This window comes from Pseudoalteromonas sp. 11L1, from assembly GCF_055397545.1.
On record NZ_AP041142.1, the window covers coordinates 635,759 to 651,093 of the forward strand.

Below are 15,335 nucleotides of genomic sequence, written 5' to 3' on the forward strand. Positions count from 1 at the left end.
CAATGTTTTTACATTTATTATATGTTCATAAACTTGAACTATACTTTTTTATCTAAATGGTGTGACTTTTGTTAAATATACACTTTTATATGGATCCAAATGCAGGTCGAGTACATGCAAAAATTAAGGTAAATATATGTTTTTTAACCAATCTTTAAAAAATCAAATTGCTGATTTACAAAGTAAGCTTTCTGTAGGAGAGCAGGTTAAGCAAAGTTTAGATAGTGAGATGTTGGTATTGGAGCTTGATAAGCAAGGTGCAATATTAAGACAAAATAAAAACTTTGAACGGGAATTTAATTACTCAAATAGCCAAATACTCAATAAAAAGATTTTAGATTTTATTCCAGAAAACGCTAGAAATAACGCTGATTTTCATGCCTTTAAAAAAGCGTTAAGTAAAGCCGAACATTTTGCTGGCGCTATTCAAGTATCCCACCAAAACGGACAACGAGATTGGTTACGCTGTATTTTACACCCGATAAAAAATGAGCAAGGTCAGCTTGAGTATTTAACCCTGCATTGCACTGTGCTTACACAAATAATTGAAAGCTCGAGAGAAAACGAAGATTTAATCAAAGCATTGCATCGTTCAACAGCGGTTATTGAGTTCGATACTCAGGGTATGGTTCTGCGTGTTAATGACAACTTCTTAAAAAGTATGAGTTATTCAAAGCAAGAAGTTTTAGGTAAGCACCATGGTATGTTCTGTGATGAGCAAGAAGCGAGTAGTAAAGAGTATCAAGTCTTCTGGCAGCGCCTGCGAAATGGCGAGTTCATTGCCGGCAGATTTAAACGTATTGATAAGCATGGTAATGAAGTGTGGTTAGAAGCGTCGTATAATCCGATTTTTAATGAAGCAAATGAGCTTTATAAAGTAGTTAAATTTGCTACTGTGATCACAGACCAAGTAGAAAAAGAACTGGCCACAGAACAAGCGGCGAATATTGCGCATGGCACTTCAATTGAAACTGATAATAACGCGGATAAGGGCGCAGAAGTGGTACAAAAAACCGCACAGGTTATGAACGAGCTGTCGGTGCAAATGGAGCAAACAGCTCAAGAAATTTCAGCGTTAGATAAACAATCGCAACTGATAGCGAGCATAGTGCAAAGCATTAGCAGTATTGCTGACCAAACCAACTTACTAGCACTTAATGCAGCTATTGAGGCTGCAAGAGCTGGTGAGCAGGGTCGCGGTTTCGCTGTAGTCGCTGATGAAGTCCGTTTGCTTGCCTCAAGAACCAGTAAAGCTACCGAAGAAATTGTGGATGTTGTACAGCAAAATCAAAACTTAACTCAAGCCACTGTTGCTGTTATAGAGCAAGGTAGAAATAAAGCGCAACAAGGACTCGAACTCTCCAAAGAATCTGGTGTTGTAATGAGTGACATTAAAAAAGGCGCACAACAAGTTGTTGATGCCGTTAGCCAATTTTCTAATCAATTAAGTAGTAAAAAATAACTTAAATTTGCTGCTCTTCATTTTTAACACAGAAGAGAAATTTTGATGATCTCGATCAAAGTTTCTCTTTTGACCACTCATTATACTTGCGCGCTTTATTTCCCTTAACTATTCATGCAACCGGCTTGAACTCGGTTCGATGTATGGAGCGCACATGTCAGCAGTTACTTCTTCAACCCCGTTTATTCCTGAACTACTTTGCCCAGCAGGTAGCTTAAAAAACATGCGTTATGCCTTTGCCTATGGGGCAGACGCTGTTTATGCCGGCCAACCTCGTTACAGTTTAAGGGTTCGCAATAATGAATTTGATTTAGATACTTTACAAATAGGTATTAACGAAGCTCATGCGCTAAATAAAAAGTTTTATGTAGTGTCTAATATTGCCCCACACAATGCGAAAGTAAAATCGTATTTACGTGATATAGAGCCAGTAATTGCTATGAAGCCGGATGCATTGATCATGTCCGATCCTGGCTTAATTATGTTAGTGCGTGAAAAATGGCCTGATATGCCCATTCACCTTTCAGTACAAGCTAATGCAGTAAACTATGCCAGTGTATTGTTTTGGGTAAAACAGGGTATTGAGCGGGTAATTTTATCTCGCGAGTTATCGCTTGAAGAAATAAGTGAAATTCGCTCTTTATGCCCAGAAACAGAGCTAGAAGTATTTGTTCATGGTGCTCTGTGTATGGCCTATTCAGGGCGCTGTTTACTCTCAGGCTATATTAATAAACGCGATCCTAACCAAGGCACATGCACTAATGCGTGTCGTTGGGAATACGATGTTAAACCTGGCACTGAGAACGAAACCGGTGAAATGGTACATAAAATCGATCCTAAAACGGTTATACCTACGTTAGGTGAAGGCGCGCCAAGTAACAATGTATTTATGCTTGAAGAGCAAGGCCGCCCAGGCGAATACATGCCCGCATTTGAAGACGAGCATGGTACTTATATCATGAACTCAAAAGACTTACGCGCCGTGCAATACGTAGAGCAGCTAACAAAAATGGGGGTGCATAGCTTAAAAATAGAAGGGCGTACTAAGTCATTTTATTATGTTGCGCGTACCGCTCAGGTGTATCGTAAAGCGATTGACGATGCCGTCGCAGGTAAACCATTCGATGCTGATTTATTCAAAACTCTTGAGAACCTAGCGCACCGTGGTTACACCGAAGGATTTTTAAAGCGCCACGCCCACCAAGATTATCAAAATTACGAATACGGCCATTCAGTTTCTACCAAGCAGCAATTTGTAGGTGAGGTACTAGGGCGTAATGCTAATGGTTTGGTTGAAATAGATGTAAAAAATAAGTTTTGTGTTGGCCATTCATTAGAGCTAATGACGCCGAAAGGCAATATTAGTTTTACCCTAGAAAGTATGGAAAATAAAAAAGGCGAAAGCATCACCGATGCCAAAGGTTCAGGCCACATTGTAAAAATTCCACTGCCTGACACTATCGATTTAGAGCACGCGATACTTATGCGAAATTTGGATGAAAACCAAGATACCCGCAATCCTTTCAAACAAGCTGTTTCATAATAGAGAGTTTAATCATGGCTTTACTCATAAACAGCAAGTGCATTAACTGTGACATGTGCGATCCAGAGTGCCCAAATGAAGCAATTTATATGGGCGCTAAAATTTACCAAATAGACCCTGAAAAATGCACCGAATGTGTAGGCCACTACGACAAGCCTACTTGCGTCAGTGTATGCCCCATTGACTGCATAAAGCCCGATCCTAATCATCGGGAAAGTATAGATGAACTGGCTGAAAAGTATGTGAGATTAATGGGTTAGTTACTTTAAAAAGATTACCTATCTGTTTTTATTAGAAAGCCAAGTGTATTGCGACTAATTAGTTGTTGCTAATTGTTGCCATAGTTTCCAGTATGTCAATAATTAAAGAAAGATTTGGAGTGCACTTGAGCGGAACTAAAAATATAAAGAACTTTTTTGGTATCCTAATTTATTTTCAGCTAATCATCGGAGCCTAAATAATTTAATAGCAAAAGAGTAAAAGTCTCAAATTTACAATGTTATAAAGTATTATAAGTTTATTGAATGTAAGAGATTGCTTTATGAATACTTTATACATTACAGGGGCGGGTGTGAGTGCTGCTAGTGGTATTCCTACTTTTCGTGGTGAAGATGGTTTTTGGAGCATTGGCAGTAAAAATTATACACCCATGCAAATGGCAACCCGTGCCATGTATAAAAATAATCCGCGAGAGTTTTTAGCCTGGTATTATCATCGTTTTGCAACTTATCGTCATCATGGTCCTAATGAGGTGCATAGTTGGCTAAGCGACAAAAACCTAATTACCCAAAATATTGATGGGCTTGATGGTAAGGCGGGTAATAAAAATTTTATTGCGATTCATGGACGGCTTGATCAAATGACGCTGTTTCATCATCAAGGTGATGACGTTACACCACAAACAACTCCTTGGGATAATGTTGATGAGAGCAACTTACATCGCTCTTTACTGGAGCTATTCAATATTGAAAATAACCAGCCTAAGCTTAATCATTCTCTAAAGCCCTTTGTGCTGTTATTTGATGAATATTACACCGAGCTATACCGTATTACTGAGGCGCAGCAGCGAATGATGAATGCCGATAAAATGGTATTTATGGGTACCTCTTTTAGTGTAAACATTACCCAAATGGCACTAGAGATTGCACGTAATTATGCTATTCCAATTGAAATTGTTGACCCTGAACCTACTCATGTACTGCACTCAAGTGTAAGTTATAAGAAAATGACTGCATTGGAGTACATACAGCAACAAGGTTAAATAGGTTATATATTGCTGCTGGTATACATAATTTGTTATGCGTTATTAATAATCAGTACAGCTTACATTATGTTATTGTTGGTATTTAATTCACGCTGGTACTCGTTATTTTAGGTACTTAAATACATTATAGTAAGTCGGTAGCAATGTTAAGTATTTCTCTTGGGCCTTTGGTTATTTCCATTTCTCAGTTAATTATTTTTTTAGGTTTAGGCATTTTTTGGGGGCTTACCTATTTATTAACGCGCCAACATCCATTACAAAAAGCGATTTTAGACACGGTTTTTAAAGCAATTTTGGTGGGCTTTTTAGTCTCGCGTTTAGCGTTTGTGTTTACCATGTGGGATGCCTATAAAGGTAATTGGTGGCAGCTTTTTAATATTAGCGACGGTGGCTTTATTGGTTATTATGGCTGGCTCAGCGGTATAGTTGTTTTAGCGTTTTATGCGCGTGGTAAAAAAGCGGTAATGAAAAACTACGCTATTGCTGGGTTTGTAGGTTTTTGTTCAATGATTATTCCTAACTTTGCATTGTCTATTTATCAAACGGGTGTGCAATTACCGCAATCGGTTGTGCATAATATGCAAGGGCAGCAAGTTAATTTACAAAACTTTAAAGGTAAGCCTGTGGTTATTAACTTTTGGGCGTCGTGGTGTCCGCCGTGTCGAAAAGAAATGCCAGTGCTACGAGCAGCTCAAAAAAATAACCCAAATATTACGGTGGCGTTTGTCAATCAAGGTGAAGACTTACACACGGTAAAAGCGTTCCTTAATGAACAGCAACTCGATCTTAATCATGTGTTTTTTGACCAAAGCAGTAATGTGAGTCGCGAATCAGGTGCTGCGGGCTTACCAACCACTTTGTTTTATAATAGCCAAGGTGAGTTAGTCACCAGTCATATGGGAGAACTTTCTCATGCAAGTTTAGGTTATTATATTCAGGCTATTAGTGATAAAAAATAATAGTGTTTGTTGTTTGGCCTAGTTACTCCTTCCTAAGCAGCTAAATAGCCATTTTGCGGCTTAAATGCCTGCCTTTATTTTAATTGACTATTTATTGATAAAGTATTCAGTTACTTATCAGTTTACATTAACAAACTATTAAGTTTGGTTGTGTAGAATGCAGCTACTTTTTTCGTATCAGCTTTCCTTGGTACGCTCACCTTTAAGTATTAACTGTATTTTAAATGGAACTGTTAAAACTATGACCGCTCATCGGATAACTCAAACCTCTGCTCACTCACTTCCACGTTTTGTTAAATCAACGCTGTGTATCTCTATTTTATCTGTAATTAATCATGCATATGCTGATGAAGCTGAAGATAAAGCATTAAAAAGTAAAGATATGGAAGTAATAGAGGTGCGTGGTATTCGTTCCAGTATGGCGGCTAATTTAGATATAAAACGTTTGTCTAGCTCTGTGGTTGATGCGATTACAGCTGAAGACATTGGTAAGTTTCCTGATAAGAACGTCGCCGACTCATTACAACGTGTACCCGGAGTGGTTATTGACCGTGACGGAGGCGAGGGCTCATCAGTTAGTATTAGGGGGTTATCATCTGAACTCACCTTTTCTCAGTTAAATGGTAATTTTATTGCGTCATCACCAGGAGAGCCATCTCGTTCGTTTGATTATGCATTACTCTCCTCAGCCATGATTGAAAGTGTGGAAGTGTATAAATCGCCAGAGGCACGTTTAGATGAAGGTGGAGTGGGCGGCACGGTATTAATGCATAGTCGTAAACCGCTAAGTATGGATGCAAACTCAGGGGTGATTAATATTGAAAGCACTTATGCCGATGTAACTGAAGAATATGAGCCCCAAGTAACCGCACTTTATTCTTGGAAGAACGATGCTGATACTTTTGGTGTGTTGTTTGGTTATACCTCACAAACACGCACTAACCGCTCTCTTTCGGGTGGCACCGATGCAAATGTGTGGCGCTTTGCCGGTGATAACCCGGTTGATGTTAATGGCGCACCGGTTGAAAATAATAATCAGTGGGGTTCAGTAAGCGATTCTCAAGGCAATAATTATGACAATGTCTGGTTTCCTCAAGTGGTTCGAGGTTCAATTGTAAACGAATTACGTGAGCGAGAAGGGATACAATTTAGCACGCAGTGGCGCCCAACTAGCCGAGTAGAAATTGGTTTTAACTATTTTGGATTTTCACTTGATAAAAATAGAACTGAATCGGTGATTGATATACCTGAGTGGTCTTTAAATCCTGACTTTTTAACCGATGTAAGTTTGGATGAGTCGGGCACGATAGTTAATGGAATGCAATTTGATGCAGCTGCAAGTGGCATAGAAAATGATATGCAATTGCCGTGGATGCGAGGCAGCTATGTGCGTGAAGAGTCAACCTCTGACACTTTTGATCTCAACTTAACCTACGAAGGTGATTACTTCAAAGCCCGTTTTGTGGCGGGTAATACACGTTCTGAAGGTGGCCCGAAAGAGAGTTGGGAAGCAGCTTATAAAAGTTCTAACGCGGGTGAAAATGAAAACCGCATAGAAAATGCCGCTAAAACAGCGGGTTGGAAAATTAATGAGAACGATATTAGTTTAAATATAGATCCAAATACGTTAGCTAACTTACTTAATGGTGTGGGTGGTGGTCGCGATCCGGGTTCGTCAAATTCAAGTTTTGTGCGTAGTGAACTTGAAGAAGATTACTACCAAGCTGACTTTGATATTTATACCGATTGGGGCATTTTAAGAACAATTAAAACAGGGGTTAAGTATCGAGAAGCTACGCTTCACCGCGAAACCGGTAACACCTTCTTTTTAGATCCTAATTTTGATATTGCCGCAGCAGAAGCCAGTGAGGGTGGGATCACACGCTTTGATAGTTACCAGTGGAATAACGGTATGCCACTAGCACAAGATGTGTTTATCAACGAAGGTAATATTGCGGGTGGTTTTAATATAAATCAAATGCCCGGCATTGATTGGGATAAATACCGCGATATTGTGACCAGTAATTATGTGCCGTATACGCGTAAAGAGGATAATTTCATTTATGATATTGAAGAGCAAATAGCGGCATTTTATCTACAAGGTGATTTTGAATTTGATAGCGTGCGCGGTAATTTAGGGGTACGTGTTGTTCGCACGAAAACCATGACATCATCAACCGATCTGTACACATATTTGCTGGATCATACTGACGATGAAAGCGGGGAGGTGGTAACCGGAGACGATAGATTTGTTGAAGATTATCAACTCAATACTCAAGAGAATACCGATACCCAAATTTTACCTAGCTTTAATATTGCATGGGATGCAAGCGAAGATATTGTTGTGCGCGGCGCGATTGCAAAAGTAATGTCTCGCCCTGATTATGCCGATTTAGGCGCACAACAACGCATTACGTTTGTTTCAGATGAGTGGGCCGACGACAGAGCTGAATTTAATGAGATTCCGGGTTTTAGTGGCAGTGGCGGTAATAAAAATTTAAAACCGTTCGAGTCGGTGCAAGCGGATTTATCTATTGAATATTATTACAGCGAAGGCTCTGCCGTTGGTTTAGCACTATTTCATAAAACTGTTGATAACTTTGTTGTTCCCTTAGTTATTGACGTACAACAAGATTTTGCAGGTAAAGAGGGCATAGTTGATTCGGGAAATATTACTGTGTCGCCATATAGCACTGTAGGCAATGGCACTGATGCTGTATCTAAAGGGGCTGAAGTATTTATACAGCATGCCTTTGATAGTGGTTTTGGTTTTTACGCAAACTACACTTATAACAAAACCAATAAGGCCGATGTAGAAGTAGATGGTAAAGAGTTTGGTAAATCGCCGTTAATTGGCAGCGCTAAGTACCAGTACAATACCTCGATATATTATGAGGGTGATGCCTTTAATATTCGTGCTTCTTATAACAAACGCGGTGAAACCGTGTTGGGTTTAAATAGTGGTTTAAACGTGTATCAAGACCCATACGAGCAAGTTGATGTAAATGCATCAATTACTTTATTAGAAGACTTGAGCCTAACAGCTGCTGTGATTAATTTAACGAAATCTGAGTCGGTAAAGCGCCTAGGTAACGATACAGAATCTCGGTTATTAAACTCAAGCTATTCGGGAAGGCGTTATTATGCGGGCATAAACTACCGTTTTTAAGAGTAGATTAGGGTAAACATGCCCTGTTGTTGCGGTTTTAGCTTTTTCTTGTAGGTTATTACTTTATAATGAGCATTATAAAAATTATTTAATTAATATTAACAGGATTGAAATGAGTGATTTAACGGCAATAGCTAACTTATCTATTTTATTAGTTGAGCCTTCTGAAGTGCAGCAAAAGCTAATAAAAAAATCACTGGCTCAGTGTGGTGTTACACAAATTGAAACGGCCAGCACTCAAGAAAATGCGCTGGCTGCTTTATCAAGCTACTCCCCTGATTTAGTGATCAGTAGTATGTATTTTAGTGACGGTACTGCAGACTCTTTATTACAGGCTATACGCAGTAACAGCAACACTGAGCAGCAGGCGTTTATGCTAGTGTCGAGCGAGCGTAATAAGCGCCATTTAGAGCAACTTAGGCAATCGGGCGTATTAGCTATTTTACCTAAACCGTTTAATGCCGACGAAATTACTCGTGCGCTTAAAGCGACTCTGGATATTATTAGCGAGCAAGAGGTGGAGCTAGAGCACTTTGATGTCACTTTACTTCGCGTATTGGTGGTTGATGACAGTCGTTTTGCGCGAAAACATATAATACGTGTATTAGCGGGAATGGGTATTCCTGAACCTGTAGAGGCAGAAGACGGTAAACAAGCGATTGAAATGCTTAATAATCAATCTTTTGATTTAATTGTTACAGATTACAATATGCCAGAAATGGATGGTAAAGAATTAACTGAAACCGTTCGAAAGTCGAATACGTACTCACATATTCCAGTTCTGATGGTGAGCTCAGAGGCCAACGATACTCATTTGGCTAATATTGCTCAAGCCGGTGTGGATGCCATTTGTGATAAACCATTTGAACCTGCAACTGTACGCGATCTACTTTTTAAAATTATGAGCTAACTTGCAGCTGTAAAAGCACTTTTTAACTAAAGTGCTTTTAAGTAGCTTTGCAGTAACGCGATGAAAAATTGAGCAGTTTGGCGCCGGGCAAGGGCTTACTTAAATAAAATCCCTGAGCAATATCGCAGTTTAGCTCGTTAAGTAAATCTAGCTGTTCTTTGGTTTCTACCCCCTCCGCAACAACCTTTATTTCTAGGCTGTGTGACATAGCTATGGCTGCTTTTACCAAATTACAGTCTGCTTTATTATCTGTTATCCCAGTGATAAAGCTTCGGTCAATTTTTAGCACATCAAAGGGGTACTCTCTTAAGTAACTTAATGATGAATACCCTGTGCCAAAGTCGTCCATTGACAGTTTTATGCCCAGTTCATCAATTTGTAATAAGGCGTCACGAATTGAGGTTTGACTATTCATCAGTACTCCTTCAGTAATTTCCAGCTCTAAGCATGCATTGCTAATACTGTTTTTATGCAGAGTACGCTTAATTATATTTACTAATTCTGGGTCTCTAAATTGCCGCGGTGATAAATTAATCGCCATGGTATAGTTTTGCTTATTAATTGATTGCCATTCATTTAAAAAGCGTAGGGCTTGTTGCAGTACAAATACACCAATAGGCGCAATCAAGCCTGTTTGCTCTGCAATGGGAATAAACTCATCAGGGGTAATTTCCCCTAACACAATATTATGCCAACGTAGCAAAGCTTCAGCGCCAACGATGGTGTTTGTTTTTACATCTATTTGCGGTTGGTAATAAAGCTCAAATTCGTTTCGCTCCAGTGCTCCATGCATTTGCTCTTCTATTTCAAAGCGCCGGCGCATTGCAACATTCATTTGCGGGGTGAAAAAAGAGGAGGTATTGCGGCCCATCGCTTTTGCTTGGTACATAGCGGTGTCGGCATTACGTAACAATACCGAAGAACATGTGCCATCTTTAGGGGAAATAGCAATACCAATACTTAATGTTAATATTAAGTCTCTGCCTGCCAATTTAAAGGGCTTTCTAAATGCTTGAAGCAATCGCTCAGCAATCGCTAAAGCGTCGTTTTCATCGTTTAAACTAGATATTAAAACAATAAATTCATCGCCGCCTAATCGACCAACAGTGTCATTTTGTTTCAGCGTTTGCTGTAATCTATGTGCGGCTTCGATTAATAATTTATCTCCGATTTCGTGACCCAAAGAGTCATTTACCTTTTTAAAATCATCAAGGTCCAAGAAAAATACCGCGGCTTTTTCATGATTTTTTTGTACTTCTATTAATATTTGTGACAAGCGGTCTAAAGATAAAAAGCGATTAGGCAAATCGGTTAAGCTATCAAAGTGAGCCTGATGGCGGATCAATTCTGCTGAGCGGTGTGGTTCGCTAATATCACGGATAATCACCATGATTTGATTTTTTCTGGGCAGTAAGCGCAACCTTGCCTCATAATAAATTACGCCTTCAGGCATGCTTAATTCGTATTCAAAGCTAACAATATTGTCTTGTGCTATTGTTTTTTCAATATGAATCTGAAACTTTTTCGCTACCTTTTTGGGCAGTACATCAATCATTTTTTTACCAATAAACTGCTGGGGTGGAATATAAAGATCGTTGTTATTGCCTGCGTGATAGTCTGTAATAGTGCCATTTTGTTCTAGTACAAAAAATAAGTCGGGAATGGCTTCAAAGATAGTCTTCAACATATTGGCATTAAATGTGGCTTCTGCTTGTGCCTTGTGGACTTCTGAAAGGTCAATATCGATACAATACATTTGTTTGGTATTATATTGATTAGTAAACATAACATGGCTTGAAAATACAGCTACATCATTACCCTCTTTATGTTTAAGGGTTAGTTCTGAGGCGGGAATTTCAATATCATGCTTGATCCAATTACTATGTGCTTCAATAACAGGCTCTCGCATTGGTGCGGGTATAATTAAATCTTCAAGCTTTTTGCCAATGGCTTCTTGCTGTGAATACCCATAAAGCAATTCACTGCCTTTATTCCAATAAATTACACGTCGTTGCTCATCATAACCTTGTACTGATACAGAATCGACAGCATCGAATAGTTGGTGCAACGGATCATTAGTAACATATTGATGGGCAGACATATTATTAGCTTTATGGGGAGCCATTAAATGGGTTCCGATTATTGAATTACTTTACTTATATAATAGACATAAAGTTGAGATTTAGCATGGTAAGGGAGGTTTCAATGCGTGACTTTTCATCGATTTAGTTGACAGCGATTCTAAAAAAGCAAAATTAAGCACTTTTAGAGAAAAGGCCAATAAGTATTGGCCTTTTGGATTAACTTGTTAGTTGGTGGGCATTAAATAGATTTCGCGTACGCTATTACGCTGATTAGCTTCAATGGCAAATAATACCGCATCGGCCACATCTTGTGGGTCGAGCTTATCGGGTTTTGCTTCATCAAAAAATGGTGTATTCACCATGCCTGGGGCTATGGTTGTACAACGGCCATGCCAAGGTTTCATTTCCTCTGCAAGGTTTTGACCAAAGCCATGGGCAAACCATTTAGTAGCACCATAAATAGAGCCATCAATGGGTCTTCGCCCTGCTGCAGAGCTTGTTAAAATAAAATGCCCTTGGTTTTCACGTAAATGAGGCAAAGTGAGTTTTGCGGTCCACAACAACGCTTTAATGTTAAGGTCAACCATGGCTGACCACTCTTGGGGATCGCCATTCTCTGTGCCTGGTGATGACACACCCATGCCCGCGTTAGCGAATGCTGCGTCTAATCGCCCAAACTTTTCAATGCCCTTACTTACTACACTCTCAAGCTCGCTAAACTGAGTGGCATCGGCTGAAACGCTAAATGCGTTTTCATGGCCTAACTCGTCAACTAGTTTATTGAGTTTGTCTTCACTGCGCGCAGTTAATATCACTTTGTGACCATTATTAACTAATGTTTTAGCGGTCGCCTCGCCAATGCCGCTTGATGCGCCGGTAATTAAAATGACTTTATGTGTTGTCATGGTTTGTCTCCTTATATGGAATTCTGCCAAGCTTGATTGTAAAGATTCATTTAAATAAGTGTTTTTAGGGTTAGATATCGCTTAAACGCACTGTCAGGATCTAGCAAATAGAGTTATATGTATTTGAATAATCGAGTATAGGTGCAAGTATAAGGTAAAAAACTTAACCTTAATTGAATTTAAGAAAATTAGGTCAAGAGTTTGAGCGTGCGCTCAAACCCTTAAAGTAATAAAGCACTTAAGCTTCTAATTGGAATGGGTATACTGATCCTAAACTAAGTAACTGGGTTAACTCATCAAGCGCTTGATAGCTTTCGGTTAGTAAAGCTGGGTCTGCAAAGTCGTTAGCGCCGAGTTTATCGCGGTAATGGCGAGTAGCCCAGTCACATAATTGGGTATATTTTTCGTCATTTAAAATAACATCAGGGTTTACTGCTGCTAATTCATGGCTATTAAGCGCCACGCGTAAACGTAAACAAGCGGGCCCACCACCATTTTGCATACTTTGGCGTAAATCAAAAAACTGCACTTGGTTTATGGGGTTATCGGCAATAATAAGCTCTTCAATGTAGGCTTTTACAGCAGGATTACGCTGGCACTCTTGTGGGGCAACCAGCAGCATTGCATCGTCATTCATGCTAACCAGTTGGCTATTAAATAAATAGCTACTAACAGCATCTTGAATACTCACTTTGCTAGTTGGCACTTCAATAATATACAGTTGTTTGTTACCTACGTAGGCTTCGCGGATATCGTCTAGTGCTTGCGTTTGATTTAAAAACGCCTGTTGATGGCATAATAAAACATTGGCGTTACCTACAGCAATTACATCATTATGGAACACCCCTTGGTCAATCACATCAGGGTTTTGTTGTAATAGTATTTGGCTGGTATCTTTTATATTGTGCAATCGACAAATGGCTTCAGACGCTTCCAAAGTTTGCCTTGCTGGGAATTTAGCTGGCTTAACCAGTTTACTGTTAAAGGCACTTGCACCAAATACAAATAACTCTAAACCTGTTTCACCGTGACTGTCGCATAAACGAGTATGGTTTGCTGCACCTTCATCACCAAAAAAACCTTGCTCAGGTAAGTGTGTATGATGTGCAAAGTATTGTTCGTTACTAAACATTGCTTTAAGCAAACGTGTCGTCGTATTTGGCTCTAATGAACGATGAAATTTATTATTAAGATTTGCCGCAGTAAAGTGTACTTTGCCATCGTTGGTATCAGGGGAGGGAGATACTGTAGCAGCATTAGCTGTCCACATGGCAGAGGCTGAGTAACAGGCGCGTAACAAAATAGGGTCGGCTTTAAAAGCTTTATTAATGACTTGCGCATCGTTGCCAGTAAATCCTAAACGGCGTAATACATTTAAATCAGGGCGAGCATGAGGAGCAAACACCCCTTGGGTTAAGCCTTTATCATGCATGGCTTTCATTTTAGCCAGGCCCTGCAATACAGCTTCTTGCGGATTTGAAAAACTCGCCGCGTTATTTAACGAAGCAACATTACCATACGACAAACCTGCGTAGTTGTGAGTAGGGCCGACTAAGCCGTCAAAATTAACTTCTAAAGCATGCATATACGTTCCACTAGCCAATTAAATAGTCTTTTACAATACAACGCTATGGGGTAGCTTGCAAAGTCTGTTTAAAAATAGTTCAACGAGAGTACATTCGTTCTTTTTCACTGGTGGTATGCGTATTTGTAGGCTCATTTACTTGCCACACTGTGATATCTAAGCGCCATAAAAAATAAAGAGTGTTGTATAAATTAGACATAAGTTTTTCCTTGGTGTTGCTAACGTCATTAAGGGAGTAGGAAGAAGTATGCCAACTGTTAATTGAATATTTTATGAATAATAATCAATAAGTTAATTTTTTATAACTAAACTATAAAAAGCGTAAGCACCACATTGGATAAATTTACACTAGGTTTGCACTAACTTGGGACTGTCTTTAGCATCGACACTTTCATCTTCAGTCTGGGTGCTTAAGTCGCTAACGATTAAATCGAGTAACTGCATTAATTGCTGTGCTTGGTTAGTGTCGATACTGTCAAATTTACAGAAAATTGTTTTTGGAATATCAGCAGCTTTAAGTTTTAAAGATTGGCCGGTGTGAGTCAATTGCACCAAACGCTTACGCTTATCGTGTTCGTCCTTTATAACGTTAAGCAATGACTTGCTGGTCATCTTTTTTAATATTTGAGTAAGCGCGCCACCATCAATTGCGGTTTTATCTATTAACTCAGCGATGGTTACTTCATCTTGTTCCCACAGCGCCATCATAACAACATACTGAGGATAGGTAAGGTTAAGCTCTGCTAGAGGCTCCCGATAGGCACGGGCTATGCTGTTAGACGCCATATATAAACGATGGCATAACTGATTTTTTAATTTTAACTGTTCAAACGACATCGCATTACCCTTCATTTCAAGATAGCTTATTTTAATTTGCATGCAAAGTAATTGCAATAAGAATTTAATTGCCTTATTATTTTGCGTGCAAAGTAATTAATTTGAAAATTTTAAATCTTAGGAGTTCACTATGAATGTATTACAAAATGTAGCTTATACAGCAAAAGCAACGGCAACAGGCGGACGTGAAGGCGTTGCTAAATCAGATGACGGTCGTTTAGATGTTAACTTATCAACGCCTAAAGGGTTAGGTGGTGACGATGGGCAGGGCACTAATCCAGAGCAATTATTTGCAGCAGGTTATGCAGCGTGTTTTATTGGCGCACTTAAATTTGTAGCCGGTAGCGAAAAAGTTGCTTTACCAAGCGATACTTACATTAACTCAGAGGTATCTATTGGTGCCATTGATGGCGGTTTTGGCATTGCGGTAAAACTGGCCGTGTCATTAGGTGGTATGGATAAAACAGCCGCCCAAGAGCTGGTAAATAAAGCGCATCAAGTATGTCCATATTCAAATGCAACACGCGGCAATATTGAGGTAGAACTTTCAGTTATTTAATCTATCCCTTTATATGGTTTATAAAAACACGTCATGAGTGATCATCGCGTGTTTTTTT

Annotated in this window: 12 protein-coding genes; 8 read left to right on the plus strand and 4 right to left on the minus strand. The window is 39.3% G+C overall.

Annotated elements, in window-relative coordinates; genetic code table 11:
* The first annotated feature begins 136 nt into the window (after positions 1 to 136).
* From ACZ5WS_RS18505 to ACZ5WS_RS18535, 7 genes are all read left to right on the plus strand, one after another.
* Positions 137 to 1,462 carry a methyl-accepting chemotaxis protein gene (locus tag ACZ5WS_RS18505; RefSeq protein WP_290169946.1) on the plus strand — a complete coding sequence of 442 codons (1,326 nt, stop codon included), beginning with the start codon at positions 137 to 139 and terminating at the stop codon, positions 1,460 to 1,462.
* A 154-nt stretch (positions 1,463 to 1,616) separates the two neighbouring features.
* Positions 1,617 to 3,005, plus strand: coding sequence for a prephenate-dependent tRNA uridine(34) hydroxylase TrhP (trhP, locus tag ACZ5WS_RS18510; RefSeq protein WP_138605807.1), 1,389 nt, complete (start codon positions 1,617 to 1,619; stop codon positions 3,003 to 3,005).
* A 14-nt stretch (positions 3,006 to 3,019) separates the two neighbouring features.
* Complete coding sequence (locus ACZ5WS_RS18515) at positions 3,020 to 3,265, plus strand: YfhL family 4Fe-4S dicluster ferredoxin (protein ID WP_178956955.1); 246 nt, start codon at positions 3,020 to 3,022, stop codon at positions 3,263 to 3,265.
* Between the two features lie 281 nt (positions 3,266 to 3,546).
* A complete protein-coding gene (locus ACZ5WS_RS18520; RefSeq protein WP_464711782.1) occupies positions 3,547 to 4,266 on the plus strand; it encodes an SIR2 family NAD-dependent protein deacylase in 720 nt (239 codons plus the stop codon).
* A gap of 146 nt (positions 4,267 to 4,412) precedes the next feature.
* Positions 4,413 to 5,228 carry a prolipoprotein diacylglyceryl transferase family protein gene (locus ACZ5WS_RS18525; protein WP_464711784.1) on the plus strand — a complete coding sequence of 272 codons (816 nt, stop codon included), beginning with the start codon at positions 4,413 to 4,415 and terminating at the stop codon, positions 5,226 to 5,228.
* A gap of 241 nt (positions 5,229 to 5,469) precedes the next feature.
* Positions 5,470 to 8,397: a TonB-dependent receptor gene (locus tag ACZ5WS_RS18530; RefSeq protein WP_464712125.1), complete on the plus strand. Its 2,928-nt coding sequence runs from the start codon at positions 5,470 to 5,472 to the stop codon at positions 8,395 to 8,397.
* A gap of 112 nt (positions 8,398 to 8,509) precedes the next feature.
* Positions 8,510 to 9,307 carry a response regulator transcription factor gene (locus tag ACZ5WS_RS18535; protein ID WP_198522832.1) on the plus strand — a complete coding sequence of 266 codons (798 nt, stop codon included), beginning with the start codon at positions 8,510 to 8,512 and terminating at the stop codon, positions 9,305 to 9,307.
* 37 nt (positions 9,308 to 9,344) lie between these two features.
* Here the strand turns inward: ACZ5WS_RS18535 and ACZ5WS_RS18540 are convergent, their stop codons facing one another.
* The 4 genes from ACZ5WS_RS18540 to ACZ5WS_RS18555 form a co-directional block, all read right to left on the minus strand.
* Positions 9,345 to 11,432, minus strand: coding sequence for an EAL domain-containing protein (locus tag ACZ5WS_RS18540; protein WP_464711786.1), 2,088 nt, complete (start codon positions 11,430 to 11,432; stop codon positions 9,345 to 9,347).
* 183 nt (positions 11,433 to 11,615) lie between these two features.
* A complete protein-coding gene (locus tag ACZ5WS_RS18545; RefSeq protein WP_464711788.1) occupies positions 11,616 to 12,296 on the minus strand; it encodes an SDR family oxidoreductase in 681 nt (226 codons plus the stop codon).
* Positions 12,297 to 12,534: 238 nt separating this feature from the next.
* On the minus strand, positions 12,535 to 13,881 hold the full coding sequence (astB, locus tag ACZ5WS_RS18550) for an N-succinylarginine dihydrolase (protein WP_464711789.1): 1,347 nt from the start codon (positions 13,879 to 13,881) through the stop codon (positions 12,535 to 12,537).
* A 348-nt stretch (positions 13,882 to 14,229) separates the two neighbouring features.
* Complete coding sequence (locus ACZ5WS_RS18555; RefSeq protein WP_008468659.1) at positions 14,230 to 14,718, minus strand: MarR family winged helix-turn-helix transcriptional regulator; 489 nt, start codon at positions 14,716 to 14,718, stop codon at positions 14,230 to 14,232.
* A gap of 130 nt (positions 14,719 to 14,848) precedes the next feature.
* Here ACZ5WS_RS18555 and ACZ5WS_RS18560 point away from each other — a divergent pair, with 130 nt between their 5' ends.
* A complete protein-coding gene (locus ACZ5WS_RS18560; RefSeq protein WP_138605824.1) occupies positions 14,849 to 15,277 on the plus strand; it encodes an organic hydroperoxide resistance protein in 429 nt (142 codons plus the stop codon).
* Positions 15,278 to 15,335: the final 58 nt, after the last annotated feature.

Coding starts and splice junctions, on each gene's coding strand:
- ACZ5WS_RS18505 (WP_290169946.1), top strand. CDS start 137: ATGTTTTTTAACCAATCTTTAAAAAATCAAATTGCTGATTTACAAAGT.
- trhP (WP_138605807.1), top strand. CDS start 1,617: ATGTCAGCAGTTACTTCTTCAACCCCGTTTATTCCTGAACTACTTTGC.
- ACZ5WS_RS18515 (WP_178956955.1), top strand. CDS start 3,020: ATGGCTTTACTCATAAACAGCAAGTGCATTAACTGTGACATGTGCGAT.
- ACZ5WS_RS18520 (WP_464711782.1), top strand. CDS start 3,547: ATGAATACTTTATACATTACAGGGGCGGGTGTGAGTGCTGCTAGTGGT.
- ACZ5WS_RS18525 (WP_464711784.1), top strand. CDS start 4,413: ATGTTAAGTATTTCTCTTGGGCCTTTGGTTATTTCCATTTCTCAGTTA.
- ACZ5WS_RS18530 (WP_464712125.1), top strand. CDS start 5,470: ATGACCGCTCATCGGATAACTCAAACCTCTGCTCACTCACTTCCACGT.
- ACZ5WS_RS18535 (WP_198522832.1), top strand. CDS start 8,510: ATGAGTGATTTAACGGCAATAGCTAACTTATCTATTTTATTAGTTGAG.
- ACZ5WS_RS18540 (WP_464711786.1), bottom strand. CDS start 11,432: ATGGCTCCCCATAAAGCTAATAATATGTCTGCCCATCAATATGTTACT.
- ACZ5WS_RS18545 (WP_464711788.1), bottom strand. CDS start 12,296: ATGACAACACATAAAGTCATTTTAATTACCGGCGCATCAAGCGGCATT.
- astB (WP_464711789.1), bottom strand. CDS start 13,881: ATGCATGCTTTAGAAGTTAATTTTGACGGCTTAGTCGGCCCTACTCAC.
- ACZ5WS_RS18555 (WP_008468659.1), bottom strand. CDS start 14,718: ATGTCGTTTGAACAGTTAAAATTAAAAAATCAGTTATGCCATCGTTTA.
- ACZ5WS_RS18560 (WP_138605824.1), top strand. CDS start 14,849: ATGAATGTATTACAAAATGTAGCTTATACAGCAAAAGCAACGGCAACA.